The sequence below is a fragment of the Actinacidiphila oryziradicis genome, from assembly GCF_005047355.1.
GTDB lineage: Bacteria > Actinomycetota > Actinomycetes > Streptomycetales > Streptomycetaceae > Actinacidiphila > Actinacidiphila oryziradicis.
Genome location: NZ_SUMC01000050.1, coordinates 28,501 through 45,749, shown reverse-complemented (window position 1 = coordinate 45,749; position 17,249 = coordinate 28,501). Strand labels below are relative to the sequence as shown.

14 protein-coding genes and 1 pseudogene are annotated in these 17,249 nt (G+C 68.0%); 6 read left to right on the top strand and 9 right to left on the bottom strand.

The window, feature by feature from the left end; all coding sequences use genetic code 11:
• Positions 1-23: 23 nt before the first annotated feature.
• Both FCI23_RS35420 and FCI23_RS35415 read right to left on the bottom strand, forming a co-directional pair.
• Positions 24-1,391, bottom strand: coding sequence for an NAD-dependent succinate-semialdehyde dehydrogenase (locus tag FCI23_RS35420; protein WP_136728277.1), 1,368 nt, complete (start codon positions 1,389-1,391; stop codon positions 24-26).
• Between the two features lie 76 nt (positions 1,392-1,467).
• On the bottom strand, positions 1,468-3,102 hold the full coding sequence (locus FCI23_RS35415; protein WP_136728276.1) for a flavin-containing monooxygenase: 1,635 nt from the start codon (positions 3,100-3,102) through the stop codon (positions 1,468-1,470).
• Between the two features lie 230 nt (positions 3,103-3,332).
• On the opposite strand from FCI23_RS35415, the gene FCI23_RS35410 reads away from it, so the two are divergent.
• Positions 3,333-5,105 (top strand): sigma-54-dependent Fis family transcriptional regulator, encoded by a 1,773-nt coding sequence (locus FCI23_RS35410; RefSeq protein WP_136728275.1) that lies wholly within the window; start codon positions 3,333-3,335, stop codon positions 5,103-5,105.
• A gap of 21 nt (positions 5,106-5,126) precedes the next feature.
• On the opposite strand, the pseudogene FCI23_RS35405 reads toward FCI23_RS35410, so the two are convergent.
• The 5 genes and pseudogenes from FCI23_RS35405 to FCI23_RS35385 all read right to left on the bottom strand — a co-directional run bounded on the left by FCI23_RS35405 (position 5,127) and on the right by FCI23_RS35385 (position 9,910).
• Positions 5,127-5,752 (bottom strand): annotated as a pseudogene (locus tag FCI23_RS35405) (3-oxoacid CoA-transferase subunit B).
• 20 nt (positions 5,753-5,772) lie between these two features.
• Positions 5,773-6,528, bottom strand: coding sequence for a CoA transferase subunit A (locus FCI23_RS35400; protein ID WP_136728274.1), 756 nt, complete (start codon positions 6,526-6,528; stop codon positions 5,773-5,775).
• 16 nt (positions 6,529-6,544) lie between these two features.
• Entirely contained in the window at positions 6,545-7,648 is a 1,104-nt protein-coding gene (locus tag FCI23_RS35395; protein ID WP_136728273.1) for a mandelate racemase/muconate lactonizing enzyme family protein, read from the bottom strand.
• Positions 7,649-7,965: 317 nt separating this feature from the next.
• Entirely contained in the window at positions 7,966-8,889 is a 924-nt protein-coding gene (locus FCI23_RS35390) for an NAD(P)-dependent oxidoreductase (RefSeq protein ID WP_169317081.1), read from the bottom strand.
• 76 nt (positions 8,890-8,965) lie between these two features.
• Positions 8,966-9,910, bottom strand: coding sequence for a LysR substrate-binding domain-containing protein (locus FCI23_RS35385; RefSeq protein ID WP_136728271.1), 945 nt, complete (start codon positions 9,908-9,910; stop codon positions 8,966-8,968).
• Between the two features lie 238 nt (positions 9,911-10,148).
• Here FCI23_RS35385 and FCI23_RS35380 point away from each other — a divergent pair, with 238 nt between their 5' ends.
• The 4 genes from FCI23_RS35380 to FCI23_RS35365 all read left to right on the top strand — a co-directional run bounded on the left by FCI23_RS35380 (position 10,149) and on the right by FCI23_RS35365 (position 13,925).
• On the top strand, positions 10,149-10,598 hold the full coding sequence (locus tag FCI23_RS35380) for a VOC family protein (protein WP_136728270.1): 450 nt from the start codon (positions 10,149-10,151) through the stop codon (positions 10,596-10,598).
• A 5-nt stretch (positions 10,599-10,603) separates the two neighbouring features.
• Positions 10,604-11,707: a cyclase family protein gene (locus tag FCI23_RS35375; protein WP_136728269.1), complete on the top strand. Its 1,104-nt coding sequence runs from the start codon at positions 10,604-10,606 to the stop codon at positions 11,705-11,707.
• 1 nt (position 11,708) lies between these two features.
• The gene (locus tag FCI23_RS35370; RefSeq protein WP_136728268.1) at positions 11,709-12,428 is read left to right on the top strand and encodes an SDR family oxidoreductase; all 720 of its coding nucleotides are present in this window, start codon (positions 11,709-11,711) and stop codon (positions 12,426-12,428) included.
• 135 nt (positions 12,429-12,563) lie between these two features.
• Positions 12,564-13,925, top strand: a complete 1,362-nt coding sequence (locus tag FCI23_RS35365) for an MFS transporter (protein WP_136728267.1) — start codon at positions 12,564-12,566, stop codon at positions 13,923-13,925.
• A 197-nt stretch (positions 13,926-14,122) separates the two neighbouring features.
• Here the strand turns inward: FCI23_RS35365 and FCI23_RS35360 are convergent, their stop codons facing one another.
• Together FCI23_RS35360 and FCI23_RS35355 are read right to left on the bottom strand one after the other, a co-directional pair.
• A complete protein-coding gene (locus FCI23_RS35360; protein WP_136728266.1) occupies positions 14,123-15,103 on the bottom strand; it encodes an NADPH:quinone reductase in 981 nt (326 codons plus the stop codon).
• Between the two features lie 49 nt (positions 15,104-15,152).
• Positions 15,153-15,683 carry a PadR family transcriptional regulator gene (locus FCI23_RS35355; protein ID WP_136728265.1) on the bottom strand — a complete coding sequence of 177 codons (531 nt, stop codon included), beginning with the start codon at positions 15,681-15,683 and terminating at the stop codon, positions 15,153-15,155.
• A 182-nt stretch (positions 15,684-15,865) separates the two neighbouring features.
• On the opposite strand from FCI23_RS35355, the gene FCI23_RS35350 reads away from it, so the two are divergent.
• Positions 15,866-16,957: an integrase core domain-containing protein gene (locus tag FCI23_RS35350; RefSeq protein ID WP_136728264.1), complete on the top strand. Its 1,092-nt coding sequence runs from the start codon at positions 15,866-15,868 to the stop codon at positions 16,955-16,957.
• Positions 16,958-17,249: the final 292 nt, after the last annotated feature.

The following is a 17,249-nucleotide window of genomic DNA, read 5'->3' as shown; positions in this document are numbered from 1 at the left end:
GGCCGCCCGCATCCAGCAGTGGTTCAGGCGAAGCGGAGCAGTTTCTTGTTCGAGAACTCGTCCAGGCCGAAACGGCCGAGCTCGCGACCGATGCCTGAGTTCTTCACGCCCCCGAACGGCAGGTCCGGGGCGCTCCTGATCGTGGTGTTGATGCCGACCATCCCGGCCTCCAGCCGGTTCGCGACGACATCGGCCTCCTCGTCGCGGGCGAACACGGCGCTGCCGAGCCCGTAGGGAGAGTCGTTGGCCAGTTCGACGGCCTCATCCAGGGATTCAACCCGGTGGAGGACGGCCACCGGTCCGAAGAGTTCCTCGTAGTAGGCCCGCATGTCCGGTGTCACGCCGGAGAGCACGGTCGCGGGATAGTAGGCGCCCTCGCCGTCCGGGATCTTTCCGCCGAGGTGGACCACAGCGCCCTTGGCCACCGCGTCGTCCACCTGGGCGGCCAGTTCGGCCCGTGCCGAAACGGAGGCCATGGGGCCGAGGAGGGTCTCCTCACTCATGGGGTTGCCGGACCGGAAGTCCGCTGCCTTGCGCAGGAAGGCCTCAAGGAACCGATCCCAGATCGATGCCTCGACGATCAGGCGTTTGGAAGAGGTGCAGGCCTGGCCGGCGTTCCAGAACCGTCCCTGGGCAGCGGCTTGCACGGCCGCCTCCAGGTCGGCCCCGGGCAGCACGATGAAGGGGTCGGAGCCGCCGAGTTCCAGCACGCACTTCTTGAGGTAACGCCCGGCGGTCGCCCCGACCGCGCTTCCGGCGCGTTCCGAACCCGTCAGGGACACACCCTGCAGACGCGGATCGGCGATCATGGCCGCCACCTGGTCCGTGGTCGCGAAGACATTCTGGTAGACCCCTGGCGGCGCGCCGGCGGTGTCGATGAGCTCACCCAGACGCAGAGCCTGCTGCGGGCAACTCCCGGCGTGCTTCAACAGGATGGTATTGCCCAGCAGCAGATTGGGCGCCACGAACCGGGCAGCCTGGTAGAGGGGGAAGTTCCAGGGCATGATGCCGAGCAGCGGTCCGATGGGGGCTGTTCGCACCACGGCCCGCCCGCTCCCGGCGATGTCGAGGACCTCGTCGGCGAGGAGTCCCGGTCCCGACGTCGCGTAGTACTCGTAGATCGATGCCGACAGTTCCACCTCGCCCCTGGCCTGCGTGATGGGCTTGCCCATCTCCAGACTCATCAGCTCGGCCAGTTCGTCGGCGTGGCGTCGGTGCAGGTCGGCGACACGAGCCAGTACGGAGGCGCGGTCGGCGGTCTTGGCGCGGTGCCATGCCCTGTAGGCGTCGTGCGAGCGGGTGACGGCCTGTTCGGCCTCCGTGTCGGACAGGGTGGGGAACTCGCGCAGTACCTTGCCCGTTGCCGGGTCGACGGTTGCGTACTTCGTCATGGTGCGTCCTTCGTTGTGCCTCGACGGCCGGGGTGGACGTGAAGGACGTCCACCCCGGCCGGTTAAGGGGCCGTCGTCAGGCCGGCGTGAGGGTCGTGGCCTTCGTGAGAGTGAAGGCGGGGTAACCGGCCGACGATTCCTCGGCGAGCAGCGTGCGGTACTCCTTCAGGCCGCCGAGGTAGAACATGACGGTGCGCTTCTTGCCTGGGATGTTGGCGCCGAAGATCCACGACGCGGCCTGCGGGAACAACGTCTGGTCGGCGATCTCCGCACAGACCTCGGTCCAGCGGCTCTCGGCTTCGGGAGTGGGCTCGATCCAGCCCACGTCGCCGTCCGAGACGTGCCGGATTGTGTCGCCGATCCAGTCGACCTGCGTCTCGATCGAGGGCGGAAGGTTGGTGAAGGGACCGTTGGGGCCGAGAATCATGAACATGTTGGGGAAGCCGCTGGTGGCCATGCCCAGGTAACTCGTGGGTCCGTCGTTCCAGTGCTCGCGCAGGCTCAGAACCTGGCGGCCCTGGATGTCGGCCCGGAGGTAGTTGCCGTCGACCGCGTCGAAGCCCGTGGCACACACGATGACGTCAAGTTCGTGCAGCGTTCCGTCCGCCGTCACGATTCCTTCCGCCGTCACCTCGGTGATCGGGGTCTCCTTGAGACTGACCAGCGAGACGTTGGGCCAGTTGAAGGTCTCGTAGTACCCGGAGTCGCACAGTGGACGCCGGGCGTAGAGGTCGGTGGGCGTCAGCTTGCGGCGCGTCTCGGGATCTTCGACGATCTCGGCGATCTTGCCGCGGATGAACTTGGCCGCCTCTTCGTTCGCGGCCGGGTCGGTGGCGATGTCGCAGAAGGTCTCGAACATGAAGCGGAAGCCGCCGCCCTCGTCCCAGGCCCGCTGGTAGACGCGCTCGCGTTCCTCGGCCGACACGCTGAACGTCTCCACGGTGCTCTCGACGAACCCCATGGCGACGTTGCTGTTGCGCACCTGGTCCCACGTGGCGTCGAAGTTGTCGTGCGCCGCCTGGATCGTCTCCGCCGGCAGAGTGCGGTTGCCGGCGGGCACGCTGTACTGCGGAGTCCGCTGGAACGACGTCAGGTGGGCGGCCACGGGAGCCGTGGCGGTGATCACCTGGTTACCCGTCGAACCGTTGCCGATGACCCCGACACGTTTGCCAATCAGGTCCAGGTCCTCCGGCCAGGCGCCGGTGTGTACGAGACGCCCCTCGAACCGCTCCATGCCGGGGAAGTCGGGAACGTTGGTGGCGGAGAGGAGCCCGAGTCCTGTGACGAGGAAGCGGCACTGGAAGATGGTGCCCTGATCGGTGCGCACCGTCCAGGTGCCCGAGGTCTCGTCGAAGGCCGCCTCGGTCATGCCGGTCTCCAGCAGGATGTGGTCCCGCAGGTCGTAGCGGTCCACGACACCATTGAGATAGGCCAGGATCTCGGGCTGTGTGACGAACTTCGTCGTCCAGGGCGTCTGCTTGTACAGCTCTTTGTCGAACGAGTACTGGTATACGAAGCCCTCGGAGTCGGAGAGCGCGCCGGGGTACTTGTTCCAGTACCACGTCCCGCCCACCCCGCCTGCCTTGTCGAGGGCGACGGCGTCGAGACCCAGCTCGTTGCGCAGCTTGTGCAGCATGTGAATGCCGCCGAATCCCGCTCCGACGACCAGGGCGTCCAGTTGGCGGGCGGGGGCGGATGCGACTCCATCCATGCGCTTTGCTCCTTCGGTCAGCGGCGACCTGTGGCGTGGTTCACTTGCGAGCCACCATGGTGGGTAGCCGTACGTAACCTGGCGTGTGCCAATCTGAAACACTCCGTTTCAAGGGCCCTGACCAGGGGCGATATCTGAATCAGGACAAGTTCCAGACCCACCGGGTATTGGAATTGCCCCGGGGGAGCGGGCACTGTGGAGGCACGGACCGGCAAGGGAGGTGGTTCGCTGTGCCCGACCGGGTGCGGGAAGCACGTCAGGAACTGATGCGCGTGGGGCTCCTGGGCGAGGTCCGCGCGGACGGCCTGATCCCCGACCTCATTCTGCGCAGCTGGCGCCGCTCCATCAGCAACAGCGTGGACGGATCGGCCCCGTGTCGACGTCAGCACGAGATCGACACCGACTCCGTCCTGTGCCGAGCGGCCGGTCCGGTACTGGACCGCTGGCAGCAGCACCTGACGGACACCGGAACCACGCTGTTCCTCAGTGACCGTGCGGGCAGCATCGTCGCCCGGCGCGCGGACGACAACAGATTGCGCCGGCGCCTGGACAACGCCCATGCCGCTGAGGGATTCGACTACTCGGAGGAGTCCGTCGGCACCAACGGTCTGGGAACGTCGATCGTCGAAGGCCGCGCGGTGTACGTCCAGGGCAGCCAGCACTACAACGACGCACTCTCCGAACTCGTCTGCGCCGCCGTCCCGGTGCGCACCCCCGCCGGAGCTGTCATCGCCTCGGTGTCGCTGGGCGGGCCGGTGGGTACGGCCAGCAGGCTCATGGTGTCGCTCACCAAGGAGATCGGGCAGCAGATCGAGGAGCGGCTGCGGGCCACCGCACGCCCGCAGGACCTGGCACTGGCCATGTCCTTCATGCGCTTCACCAACTCCGGGCGACCGACCGTGGTCATGGACCACGAGTCACTCCTCGCGAACACGCCGGGTCTGCCGTATGTGAGCGTGCACTCACACGTGATGTTGTGGGAACTGCTCAGCTCGCACGACTGGTCGTCCGGGGACACCGCGCGTCTTCTGGTCGAGGACACGAGCGTCGAAGTGGTGGCGCGACGGGTTCTGGACGGGCCTCGAGCGCATTTCGTGCTCAACTTCCACGATCTGCGAGAGCCCGGCCCCACTGCTTCGTCATACGCCGTGACGGGCGAACGCCGGCGCTCGGTCCTGTCCGCCTCCGCCCCCACCTCCGCCCCCACCCCCGCCGCCGAGACCCGCCGCGCCGTCGCACTGGTGGAGGGCATGCCGGGGTCGGGCCGGGCCACGACCGCCCGCACACTGCATGCCCGGCGCGAGTCCGGTACCTCGCTGTGGACGACCGTTGTCTCCTCCGCCGAGGACACTCCCTGGGCGACCCTCACGGAACGTCTTGCCGAGGGAACGGATGTACTCGTCCGGCGCGTGGAGAACGTCGGGGAGCACGATGCGCACCACCTCTCGCGACTCGTCGCCGGGCAGCGGTCGGCGACGCAGGGCGCCGGTCGGCGGGGAACGCTGTGGATCACGGCCTGCAGCGAGTACGCGCCCGCGGCCGTGCGGCGGATCATCGACGGGATCGGACCCCTGGCACGGACCGAGACGCTGGCACGGACACCAGAACGCATACCGGGGTTGGTCAGGGACGTCCTGCAGCAAGCTGACCCACAGGGCAGGCACGCGTTCTCTCCGGCGGCCCTTCAGGCCCTGGTCCAGTGGCACTGGCCCGGGAACATCACGGAACTCGTCGACATCGTGACCGCGCTGGTCAGGGACGTACCGACGCCGGTGATCCAGCGACGTCACCTGCCGGAGCGGCTGAGGGACGCCCCGCCCCGCCGCCGACTGGGCCTCATCGAAGAAGCGGAGCGGGACGCCATCATCAGGGCGCTCGACACCGCTGCCGGCAACAAGTCGGAAGCGGCGACCTTGCTGGGAATCGGCAGGACGACCTTGTACCGCAAGCTGCGGCAGCTGGGTCTTGACGGAGACGAGAGCGCCTTGCAGCAGACACAGTGACCGCGACGACGTACGGTTCGGTCAGCTGTTGGTCATGTCAGGCATCCGGATCTCCGCCGCCGTGCGTTTGGCGAGGTCAGTGGCCGAGAGTCCGGGCGCTGTCTCGATGAGTGCGAGACCGTCGACGGTGACGTCCAGGACGCCGATGTCCGTAATGATCCGGTCGACGCAGCCACGCCCGGTGAGCGGTAGCGAGCACTCCTGGACGATTTTCGGACTGCCGTCCTTGGCGGTGTGAGTCATCACCACGATGACCCGACGCGCACCGTGAACGAGATCCATGGCGCCACCTATGCCGGTGATCATCTTGCCCGGCACGGCCCAGTTGGCGAGATCGCCGTGTGCGGAGACCTGCATGGCGCCCAGGACGGCGACGTCGACGTGACCACCGCGGATCATCGCGAACGACAGGGCGGAGTCGAAGAACGCCGCCCCCGGCAGTACCGTGACGGTTTCCTTGCCGGCGTTGATGAGTCCGGATCCACCTGGTCGTCGGACGGGTAGGGTCCGGTGCCGAGGATCCCGTTCTCCGATTCGAGCACCACCTCCACTCCTGCGGGAAGATGGTTCGGTATGAGTGTGGGCAGGCCGATGCCGAGGTTGACGTACTGCCCACTGCGGAGCTCCAGGGCCGCGCGCGCGGCCATCTGCTCACGGTTCTAACCCGTCACGACGTCACCGTCCGCTTCTCGATCTTCTTGTCGACGGCCTGTTCCGGGGTCAGCCCGACGACTCTCTGCACGAAGATTCCAGGTATGTGCACGGCGTCCGGGGGGATCTCGCCGGGCTCGACCAGCTCCTCCACCTCGGCGATCGTGACGCGCCCGGCCATCGCGGCGAGCGGGTTGAAGTTGCGGGCGGACTTGCTGAAGACGAGATTGCCGTGCCGGTCTCCGCGTGCCGCGCGCACCAGGGCCACGTCGGTGCGGATGCCGTGCTCCAGCACGTGAGGTGTGCCTCCGAAGTCCCTGACCTCCTTGGGGGGAGAGGCCACGGCCACGTCACCGTGCTCGTCGTAGCGCCAGGGCAGTCCGCCCTCTGCGACCTGGGTGCCGATGCCGGCGGGTGTGTAGAAGGCGGGGATGCCCGCACCGCCCGCACGCAGCCGCTCGGCCAGTGTGCCCTGCGGTATGAGTTCCACCTCCAGTTCACCTGACAGGTACTGCCGGGCGAACTCCTTGTTCGCACCGATGTACGAACCGGTGACACGGGCGATCCGTCCCGCCGCGAGCAGGACTGCCAGACCTGTGTCCATGGCGCCGCAGTTGTTGGAGACCACGTGCAGGTCACGCACACCGCGATCGAGAAGTGCCTGTATCAGCACGGTCGGCACACCGCTGAGGCCGAATCCGCCGACGGCCACGGAGGCACCGCCGTGGACGTCGGCGACGGCATCTTCCGCCGAGGCTGCGACCTTGTTCATGAAGTGAGGATTCCTCTCAGTGGTCCTGGCGGTAGCGCGCCAGCTTCTCGGGGTCGATGGCCAGTCCCAGGCCGGCGCCCTCACGTACCCGCAAGGTGCCGTCGGAGATGACGAGGGGTTCGGCGAGCAGGTCGTCCGTCATGTCGAGGAAGTTGGACAGTTCGCCGGCGCGACGAGTGGTGGCGCGGTGGGCGGCGCCGAAGGCGACCGCGCACAGGGTGCCGATCTGGCCGTCGATCTGGTTGCCGATCACGACCTCGACGCCCATGGCCTCGCACTGGTTCAGTATTCGGGCGGAAGAGGTGAAGCCGGTGCGGGCGGTCTTGATGCTGATGGCGGACGCGCTGCCGCCGAGCAGTTCACGGGTGACGTCGGCAGGGGTGGGGACGCTCTCGTCGGCCACGAACGGAATGCTGCTCCGGGAGACGAGCCAACGTCGTCCCAGGACGTCGTCGGCGGGGCAGAGCTCCTCGGCGAAGTCCAGGTCGAGGTCGGCCATCTCCCGCAGGGCGCGGGCGGAGTCGGAGGCGCTCCAGCCACGGTTGCCGTCGATGTAGAGGCACACGTCGTCGCCCAGAGCGGTGCGCAGCGCTCGACAGGCATCGACGTCCTGACGGTAGGGCCGGCGGCCGACCTTCACCTTGAAGGTCGAGATGCCGTACATGTCCCGGATCCGTTCTGCTTCGGCGACCATCTCGTCGGAAGGAGCGAAACCGACCATGTGGCTGACCCTCATTCGGTCCGACCAGCCTCCCAACAGCTCGTTGACCGGCATGCCGGCTGCCTGGCCGATGACATCCCACAGGGCCATGTCGAGCGCGGCCTTGGCAGTCGGGTTGCCCACTGTCCGCTCCAGGCGCGCGTGCACCTGCTCCCGCCCGAGAGCGGAGAGTCCGGTGATCTGTGGGGCGAAGATCTTGTCGACGACCGCGACGATCGATTCCTGAGTCTCGCCGTAGGTGTACGGACGCGGTGGCGCCTCTGCCGTGCCGACGAGGCCCTCGTCGGTGTGGACACGCACGAGCACGTGGTCGGCGACATGCACTTCGCCGCTGGCGAATCGGAGGGGCTTGCGGTAAGGGATGGCGAAGGGAATGGCTTCGACCTTGGTGATCTTCATGAGGTTCCTTGTCGGGGCGCGGGCACTGCGCCGAGCGTGGGTGGGCCGGAACCTACGGTCAGGCAGGGAGTGGCACATGGCTGCATGAATGCTCGGTGATCGGAGGGCAGGCGCTGTCCGACCCCCGGCTTCCGGGGGCGCAGGCAGCCGCAGGGGAGCATGGGCTCCGCGGCGCTGGCCGCCGGCAGAGAGTCGGGGAGGGGACCCGCGCATACACCCCGTGCTCGCATGCAAAGGACATGGACGGCGCCGCATGTACGAATGGCGCCGCGCGAGCCCCGTACGCGGAGGCAGGCGGACGGGGCGTAACGTGCTCGCTAGCGGCCGGGCAGGTAGGTACGGATGATCTGGCTGTCGTCGAGTTCGAGCAAGCCCTGCTCCGCGGCCTGCCGGTATTGACCGGCGGCAGCGCGCGCCAGCGGTGTGTGTGCGCCGACCTGGTCGGCCTCGTGCACCACGAGCGCGTTGTCCTTCGCCAGGATCGCCAAGCGCGTGAGGACTTCATCCGGGGCGGGAGGGGCCGCCATCCGGGATCCGCGGTCCTCCAGGAACCAGGAGGAACCGGAGCTGCCGCTGATGACGGGCACCACTCGGGCGGGATCGAGGCCCAGGCGGGCGGCGAGTGAGAGCGCTTCGGCTGCCGCGGCCAGATGCACCGAGCTGCACAGCTGGTTGACGACCTTGACGGCTTGGCCCTGACCGGGCTGGTCGCCTACCTCGGCGACTTGGCCCAGTGGCTGGAAGAGGTCGCGCACCCGGTCCAGGGCCGACGGGTTGCCGGCGGCCAGGATGCGCAGGGCGCCCTCCTCGGCCCCGGGAACACCGCCGAGGACTGGCGCGTCGACGACCTGGGCCCCGACCGCGGCAAGTCGGCCGGCCGCCACTTCCGCGACCTTGGGGCCCACGGTCGAACCGATGACCCAGGTCTGGCCGGTGAGCGGGCCGCGAGCGGTGGCCGCACCGACGGCGTCCAGCACCTGGTCGCCGGTCGCCACCATGACGACGACGATGTCGCCGAGGAGCGGGACATCCTGGAGATCGGCGGCAGTGAGCAGACCGGCCTCCCGCGCCCGCGCACGGGTATGAGGGCTGGGGTCGACAGCGGTCACCTTGAAGCCGGCGGTGGCCAGACGGCAGGCCATGGGCAGGCCGATGGCTCCTGCTCCGACGAATGTCACGGTGGTCGGCGCCGTGCTGTCATGGCTGTCGGGCCCGGGGATGGCGTCCGTGTGTTGCGTCACCGACGATCGCTCCTTCTGCGCAGGTGGTCCCTGGGGCTGCGACGCGCCAGGTGACAGGGACGTTACGCTCGCCCATCTAAACCTGGCCAATACCAATGGGGAGATCATTGATACCCGAAGCTGCAAAATCCGGGGTGGGTAGCGCAGTCTGACTGACCTCTACCACCCGTGCGAGCGCCGGTGACGGGTTGTCCGTCCGCCAGGCGAGCGCCGAGACGAGGTGGCTGGGATGGATCGACTCGAGCGGGCGATAGACGATGCCCACGGACTGGACAGGGCACACGGAGCTCAGTGTGATGGTGACGCCCGCACCGGCCGCGACCAGGGCCAGCACGGTGCTGGAATCCGGGGCGAGAAGAGTGATGCGTGGCCGGAAACCGGCCGCGTGACACAGCGACATCATCGTCGCCTGCAGCATCGATCCCTGGTCCGGCGCCAGGCTCACGAAGTCCTCCTGTGCGAGCTCGCTCAACCGCAGGCGCTCACGGTCGGCGAGGCGGTGGTCGGCAGGCAGTGCGCAGACGAGCTCCTCCACCTCCACAGCGCGGTGGCTGAGTTCAGGATGGGCGATGGGCAGGCGGACGAAGGCGAGGTCGAGCTCGCCCGAAAGCAGTTCCTCCAAGGCGGCGTAGACGTAGGTCTGGGACTTCAGGACCAGGCCGATGCGCGGGTGGGCGCGGCGCACGGCCGTGGCCAGCATCGGCAGCAGTCGCTGACTGGAAGCCCCGGCGAAGCCCGTCCGCACCCGTCCTTCCTCGCCGGACAGGATCGAGGCGGCCACCTCCGCGGTCACCGCGGCCTGGTTGAGGGTCCGACGCGCCGGGTCCAGCAGGCGCCTGCCCGCGTCGGTCAGCGTCACCGTGCGGGTGCTGCGCTCGAACAGCTGCAGACGCAGCTCGTGCTCCAGACGCCTGATGCGGTTGCTCAGCGGCGGTTGAGCCATGTGCAGGCGGGCCGCGGCGCGCCCGAAGTGGAGTTCCTCGGCCACGGCCACGAAGGCCTCCAGGTCGCGCAGATCCATGGTTCTCCCCTCCTATTGATACCCACAGGTTACAAGTGGACAGCGCATTGGTATTGGACCTGTTAATTCTCGTGGGAAATGATGCCGTCACCGGGCCGGGCACGAGCGGCGTCCCGAAAACGGACCGCATGGGTCGCCCTGGTCATCCCACAAGCCAGGGAGGCGTGGTCAAGGCCCGACCGCCCGTTGCACAGCCCGGCCCTTCGCCCCATTGAGAGCGCATCAGAAAGGCACCACGATGGATCTCCGTCTCCAGCATGTGAACGTGTGTTCCGACGACATGGAGGAACTGCACCGTTTCTACTCCGAGGTGCTCGGCCTGAAGATGGGTCCGCTGCCCCCCATGATCAACCATGAGGGACACGAGGAGGACGAGTTGCAGGAGGACGGCACCTGGCGGCAGAACGTCGCCTTCTTCGACGCCGGCGAGGGCGGCCAGGACGTACTGCAGATCCACGCCAGCCGTCGACAGGCCTACCTCGGCCCGCGCATGGGGCACTCCATCAACCCCCTTCTCACAGGTCACTTCGCGTTCCGCACCGACAACCTCGCCGAGGTGCGCGAGCACCTGAGCAAGCACAACGTCCCCTTCGCCGACTACGGCGAGTGGGCCGTCAAGGGCTGGGACCAGATCTTTCTCACCGACCCGGCCGGCAACGTCATCGAAATCCACCAGGTGATGGACTAGAGACCGTGACCCAGCCCCCCGTCCCGCCCCCGCACAGGCCAGCCGGAGTCCGCTGGACACGACGGCCTGAGGGCTCGACCTGGGGAGAATTCGGTACGGACGATGTACTGGGACGCCTGAACCTGATCGGCCCCGATCAGGTCCGTAAAGGCCTGGCCGAGGTGCACGACGGCATCACCTTCTGCCTGTCGCTGCCCCTCGACCGGCCCGGCGGGACCGTCCTGGGTCCGAACCGCTTTCCCCCTGTTGTCCGCCCGACCCTGCGCTCCGGCGCGGTGAACTTCAACTGCGACATGAGCGTGGCCCACCCCGGCGCCACCGACGTCGTCAGTGACGACCTGGTCGTCCTGCACACCCAGTACTCCACACAATGGGATGCCTTCGGGCACGTGGGTGCCCACTTCGATGCCGACGGCGACGACACGGCGGAACCCGTTTACTACAACGGCTGGCGCGCCGGCACCGACGTGACCGGCCCCGCCGATCGCCGGCAGGCCGGCGCACCCAGCCTCGCCGAGCTCGACGGCCTGGCGGACGGCATGGCCTCCACATCGGACGCCGGTCCGGTCGACATCAGCCACATGGCACGCCATGGCGTCCAGGGCCGCGCGGTCCTCATCGACCTCGAAGCCCACTACGGCACTGCCCGCACCACGATCGGGTACGAACAGCTGGCCGCCGTCATGAACGCCGACCGCGTGGACGTCGAGGTCGGCGACATCCTCCTCCTGCACACCGGCCAAGCCCGGCGCTGGGTCGAGCGCGACGACCCGCCGCCCCCGGACACCGTCAACACCTGCGCCGTCCTGGACGGCACGGACCTCCGACTGCACCAGTGGATCCGCGACAGCGGAGTAGCGGCGATCGCGGCCGACAACCACGCCGTCGAGGCATTCCCCGACCCGACAGCCCGTCCCGGCCGACCGGTTCTGCCCCTGCATCGCCTGTGCCTCTTCGAACTGGGCGTCCACCTCGGCGAACTGTGGTGGCTGAGCGATCTTGCGCTGCATCTGCGCGAGGCCGGTCGCTCCCGCTGCCTGCTCACCGCGCCGCCCCTGCGCCTGCGCCGCGCCACCGGTTCTCCCGTAACCCCGATTGCGACGGTTTGACATGACTGATCCCACCCAACGGCTTCTTGTCACCGGCGGAGCTTCCGGTATCGGCCGCGCCATAGCCGAGGAAGGCCTCTCGCTCGGCTGGGACGTCGTGGTCATCGACCGGGACAAAGCTTCCGTGGGCCAGGCCGTCACCGCGGGTCTGTCCGACCCCGACGCCACCGCGGCCGCCCTCGACGCGGCTCTGGCCGACGGCCCGGTGACCCGACTGGTCAACAACGTGGGCGCGGTCTTCCCGCACAGCCTCGAAGAGCAGACCCTCGCCGAGGTCGATGCCGCATACGCGCTCAACCTGCGCTGCGCCGTCCAGTGTGCCCAGGCCGTGCTATCCGGCATGAAAGCAGCCGGCTTCGGCCGCATCGTCAACATGAGTTCCCGGGCGGCCCTCGGCAAGGAGCTCCGCACCGCGTACACGGCGTCCAAGGCCGCGCTGATCGGTCTGACGCGGGTGTGGGCACTGGAGCTGGGCGAACACGGCATCACCGTGAACGCCATCGGTCCCGGCCCGATCGCCACGGACCTGTTCACGCGGGCGAACCCTGCCGACTCGCCCCGTACCCGGGCCATCGTGCAGTCGGTCCCGGTACGCCGCCTCGGCACTCCGGGCGACATCGCCCACGCCGCGGGCTACTTCCTCGGCGACCGTGCGGGATTCGTCACCGGCCAGACCCTGTACGTCTGCGGCGGCATGACGGTGAACAACGCTCCCGTCTGACCACACCACGAACCACGCGGCCGTACGCGGCAGCGTGGTGCGCCTGCACCTTTCATGCCTCCTGCCCCTTCACCCGGGCAGGCCGACGAGGCCTGCCGGAATCCGCGTTCCCCGCCACCCAAGGAATCAGGTTCAATGACGAATCCTGCCGGCGCAGCGGCGCCACCCGACATCGAGGTCCGGATCTACCGCAAGATGCTGCTGCGGATCATCCCGATCATGATGCTCGGGATGTTCATCTCCTACATCGACCGCGCCAACATCGGCGTGCTGGCCGATCCGATGTCGAACGATCTGGGGCTCACCTCGGCCGCCTTCGGGCTTGCCGCGGGACTCTTCTACATCGGCTACTGTTTCTTCGAGATCCCCTCGAACATGGCCATGGCCAAGTTCGGTGCGCGTCGGTGGATCGCCCGGATCATGCTCTCCTGGGGCGTCGTCACGATGCTCATGGGCGTGGTGCAGAACGAGGCCACGCTCTACGTCGTGCGGGTGATGCTCGGCATCGCCGAAGCCGGATTCTCTCCTGGCGCACTGCTGTTCCTGGCCATGTGGTGCCCGCCACGCATGCTGACGAAGACCTACTCGATGATGAACCTGGCAGTTCCCGTCGCTCTCGCGATCGGCTCCGTGGTGACATCGGCGTTGCTGTCGATGCACGGTCTGCTGGGCATCGCCGGCTGGCGCTGGGCATTCCTCATCGAGGGGGTGCCCGCGATCCTCCTCGGTATCTACATGTGGTTCCGGTTGCCCAACTCCCCGCGGGAAGTGTCCTGGCTCGACGAATCGGAGAAGGCCTACCTGGCCCGGTCCGGAGTTCAGGGTGAGAACGCGACAGCACACGAGTTCAGGCAGTTGTCCGCAGTGCTGCGGCGCCCGGCCGCCTGGATGTTCGTCCTGCTCTACTTCTGCATGTCCATCGGATACTGGTCCATCACGTACTTCCTGCCGACCATTGTCCGCGAGCAGTTCGATCTCAGCGACGCGGGAGCGGGCTTCGTGTCAGCGATTCCGTGGGTCTTCTCGGCCGTCGTCATGCTGCTCGTCGCCCGCAACGTCACACGGACCGGCGAGCGCACCTGGCACCTGACCATCCTGCAACTGGCCGGCGCCGTAGGCCTCGTCGTCGCTGCGTCGAGCGGCAGCGCCGTCATCGCCCTTGCGGGCATCAGCTTCGCCGGAGCGGGCTTCTTCGGCTCGCTGTCCACCTTCCAGTCGATGCCGGCTCAGGTGTTCGCCGGCAGTCTCGCCGCGGTGGCCCTGGCGATGGTCAACGGCCTCGCCAGCCTCAGCGGCCTCGCCGGACCCTATGTCGTCGGTGTGCTCAAGGACGCGACGGGATCGACGGACCGGGGACTGCTCATTATGTCCGGTTTCTTCGTGATCGCCGCGGTGCTGACCTATTTCATGAGCAGGTGGACGGACCGGGTGACCGGCGGACTCGCGTCCGCTGCCCGTCCTCCTGCGCCGAAGGCCCCCGTCATGACCGGTCAATGACCGGAACGGCGATGTGAGTCGGCCCCACGACATACCGGTGACGGCGGCCGAGCCGCGCAAATCGCGGCTCGGCGTGTGGTCGACTCGGCCGACGTGTGGTGTGACCGCGCGGCGGTGACCGAAAAGGCGTAGGTGGCGCAGCGCACCTGACGTCCCCCGCCTCACGCGACGCCCGTCGCGACGTCATGGGTGTCCGGTCAGCCGGCGACGGTGACCAGTACCCGGCCCCGTGTGCCCGCGTCGACCCGGTCGTGGGCCTCGGCGATGTTCTGGAGCGGGTAGCGGTCGCCGATGTCCACGGTCAGGGCGCCTACGGCAGCCGCGGAGGTGAGGTCGCGGGCGGCCTGTCGTTTCGACTCGGCCGGGAAGTCGTCACTGCCGAGCAGGCGCAGGGTGACGTTGTTGAACAGCAGCGGCCAGAAGGGCAGTTCGGTGCGTTTCGCGCTCGTACCGTAGGCGGCGACGACAGCACCGAGTGCGGTAACCGCGTTGTCCAGGTCGGCGTTGGCAGACAGGGACACTTCGACGACGCGGTGTACTCCGTCCGGCGCGTGCGCGCGGATCGCCGCTGCCGGATCCTCCGTGTCCAGGGCTACGGTGTGCGGGACCACAGCCGGATCCACCCCGTCCAAGTCGGCGGTGCGGCGTACGGTGCCGATCACAGTGGCTCCGCCCCAGCGGGCGAGCTGGGACGCCAGCGAGCCCACACCGCCGAGGACACCGTGCACAAGGACGAACCGGCCGTCGACGGGACCATCGCCGAACACCGCACGGTGAGCGGTGATGCCGGGGATGCCGAGGCTCGCGCCCAGCTCGTCCCCGAGGTGGTCGGGGAGCGGGACGGCCTGCTGGTCGGGTAGGAGCGTGAACTGCGCGGCGGTGCCGGAGGGCCGATAGGACTGGGCGCCGTACACCCACACGCGCTGACCCACTCGGCTGGTGTCGACACCGCTCCCGACGGCGTCGACGACCCCGGCGGCGTCACTGTGAGGGATCACGCGCGGGTACGGCATGGACGAGCCGAGCCAACCGAGGCGCTTCTTGGTGTCGCAGGGGTTGACTCCCGAGATGGTCACCCGGACGCGGACCTCGCCGGGTCCGGGCTCGGGGTCGGGCAATTCACCGACGCGCAGGACGTCGGCAGCCGAACCCTGACGGTCGTACCAGGACGCGAACATGGCAGTGCCTCCAGAATTGCTTTCGTTCGTGGGAGCCGAAGCATGGCCTTCACGGGCTGTCGGGAGCCTTCTCGTCCAGGACCTCGTGGAGCCAGGCGCGCTCGGCCCGGCTGGTGGCGCGGGCGGTGAGGAGCAGGCCGCGCCGATAGGGGTCGGCGACCTGCTCGGCGGACATGGGGCGGTCGCCGTCGTAGAAGAAGCTCGCCGGTTCCTCCAGGAAAGCGAGGCGTCGGCGCAGCACAGCGTGGCGTTGGGCGACGTCCGGGAGCTGGGAGAGGAACGACAGGATCGTCGAGAAGCGGGTGAAGTCGGTGATCTCGTGGTCGGCCGGCTCGCGCAGCCGTCTGAGCATGTCGGCGCGTCCGGCCCGGGTCGGGCTCAGCACATAGCGGGCGGCGCCCGCACGTGGGTCCGCTTGCCGCTCCAGCAGGCCGGCCTTGGCGAGGCGGTTGATGGCCGGGTACAGGCTGCCGTCACTGACAGGGCGAGTGAAGCCGGTCAGCGAGGAGACCCGTCGGCGCAGTTCATGCCCCGGCAGTGGACCTTCGGCGAGGAAGCCCAGTATGGCGAGTTCCAGCATGTGGTCATCCTCTCATGTATAACATCGAATCGATATATGCATCGATTCGATGTTACCGTCGATGTCGGCCCGCCTCACTGTCGAGGCTGCGGGTGCCGAAAACCCCATCCATGGCCTGTGACGTGCACGTTTTCGCGAACGGCCGTTGATCGCAGGGCGGGCGTGTCAGAGGCTGATGGATCGTGCTGCTGCGACTGCCCTACCTCGCCGTGTCGAGCGTGTTCTCCCTCCTACGGCTGCTGCCGATGAGCGATCTGGACAAGGACGTCGAAATATTGACGCTCCGGCATCAGTTGGCGGTCCTGCAGCGGCAGATCGACAGGCCGCGCATCACTGTGGTGGGCCGTGCTTTCCTTGCCGCGCTCCTTCACCGGCTCCCCAGGCCCACGCTGCGGCGGCTGCACCTGATCGTCTCCCCGGACACGGTCCTGAGGTGGCATCGTGATCTCATGTGCCGTCGCCACGCCGACGCTTCCCGTCGCAAGCGGCCCGGCAGACCGCCGACCCTTCGCTCCATCCAGGCTCTCGTCCTGCGCTTGGCCCGGGAGAACGGCGGGTGGGGCTACAGAAGGATCCACGGGGAACTTGCCGCGCTGGGTATCAAGGTCGCGCCCTCCACGGTGTGGGAGGTCCTGAAGCAGCACGGGATCGAGCCTGCTCCCGAATGCGACCGTCAGAGGTGGGCTGCGTTCCTGAGCGGCCAGGCCCACGCGATCCTGGCGTGCGACTTCTTCACCGCCACCACTCTGAACGGTGCGAGCGTGTACGTCTTCGCCGTCATCGAGCACGCCAACCGTCGCATCCGCATCCTCGGCGCGACGGCCCATCCCACTGCGGACTGGGTCACCCAGTCCGCCCGGAACTTGGTGATGGACCTCGAGGACGTCGGCGCCGCGGTCACGCACCTGATCAGGGACCGGGACACCAAGTACACCCGCGCGTTCGACGCGGTCTTCACCGCCGAGGGCATCGAGATCGTCACCACTGGCATCCGGGTTCCCCGGATGAACTCGATTATGGAACGCTGGGTGCGGACCTGCGGGCACGAACTCCTCGACCGCACCTTGATCTGGAACCGGGCCCACCTGCTCCACACGCTCGCCGAGTTCGAAGCGTTCTACAACCAGCATCGGCCCCACCGCACCTTGCACAGCGCGGCGCCCCTGCTGCAAGTCCCCGAACCGATCACCGAGCCGGACCGACGCGACCGCCTCGACGTCCACCGGCGTGATCGACTCGGCGGCATCCTCCATGAGTACGCACACGCCGCTTGAACTGCGTGGATGCAATTATCGGCACCCACAGCTTGGAGAAGGCATATTGGTCTAGACAATAAACAAGCCTCAAGTCGCTGACCTGGGGATTCGTGCTGGAGTGGATGACGGCATCGAACCCGCGCTCGTAGCTTGGGGAGGTCGGGCGCTTGGCGCTGTGTATCCGCAAGTCGGGCCGGCTGTGGCGCGACGTGCTCGCCGAGGCGGACAGGGCCTTCGCTTTCCGGCGAGGCCGGCCACGCCTGCCGCCCCAATAGCGTGACAGGCGGGGCCGTCTGCCTGCCACGCACCT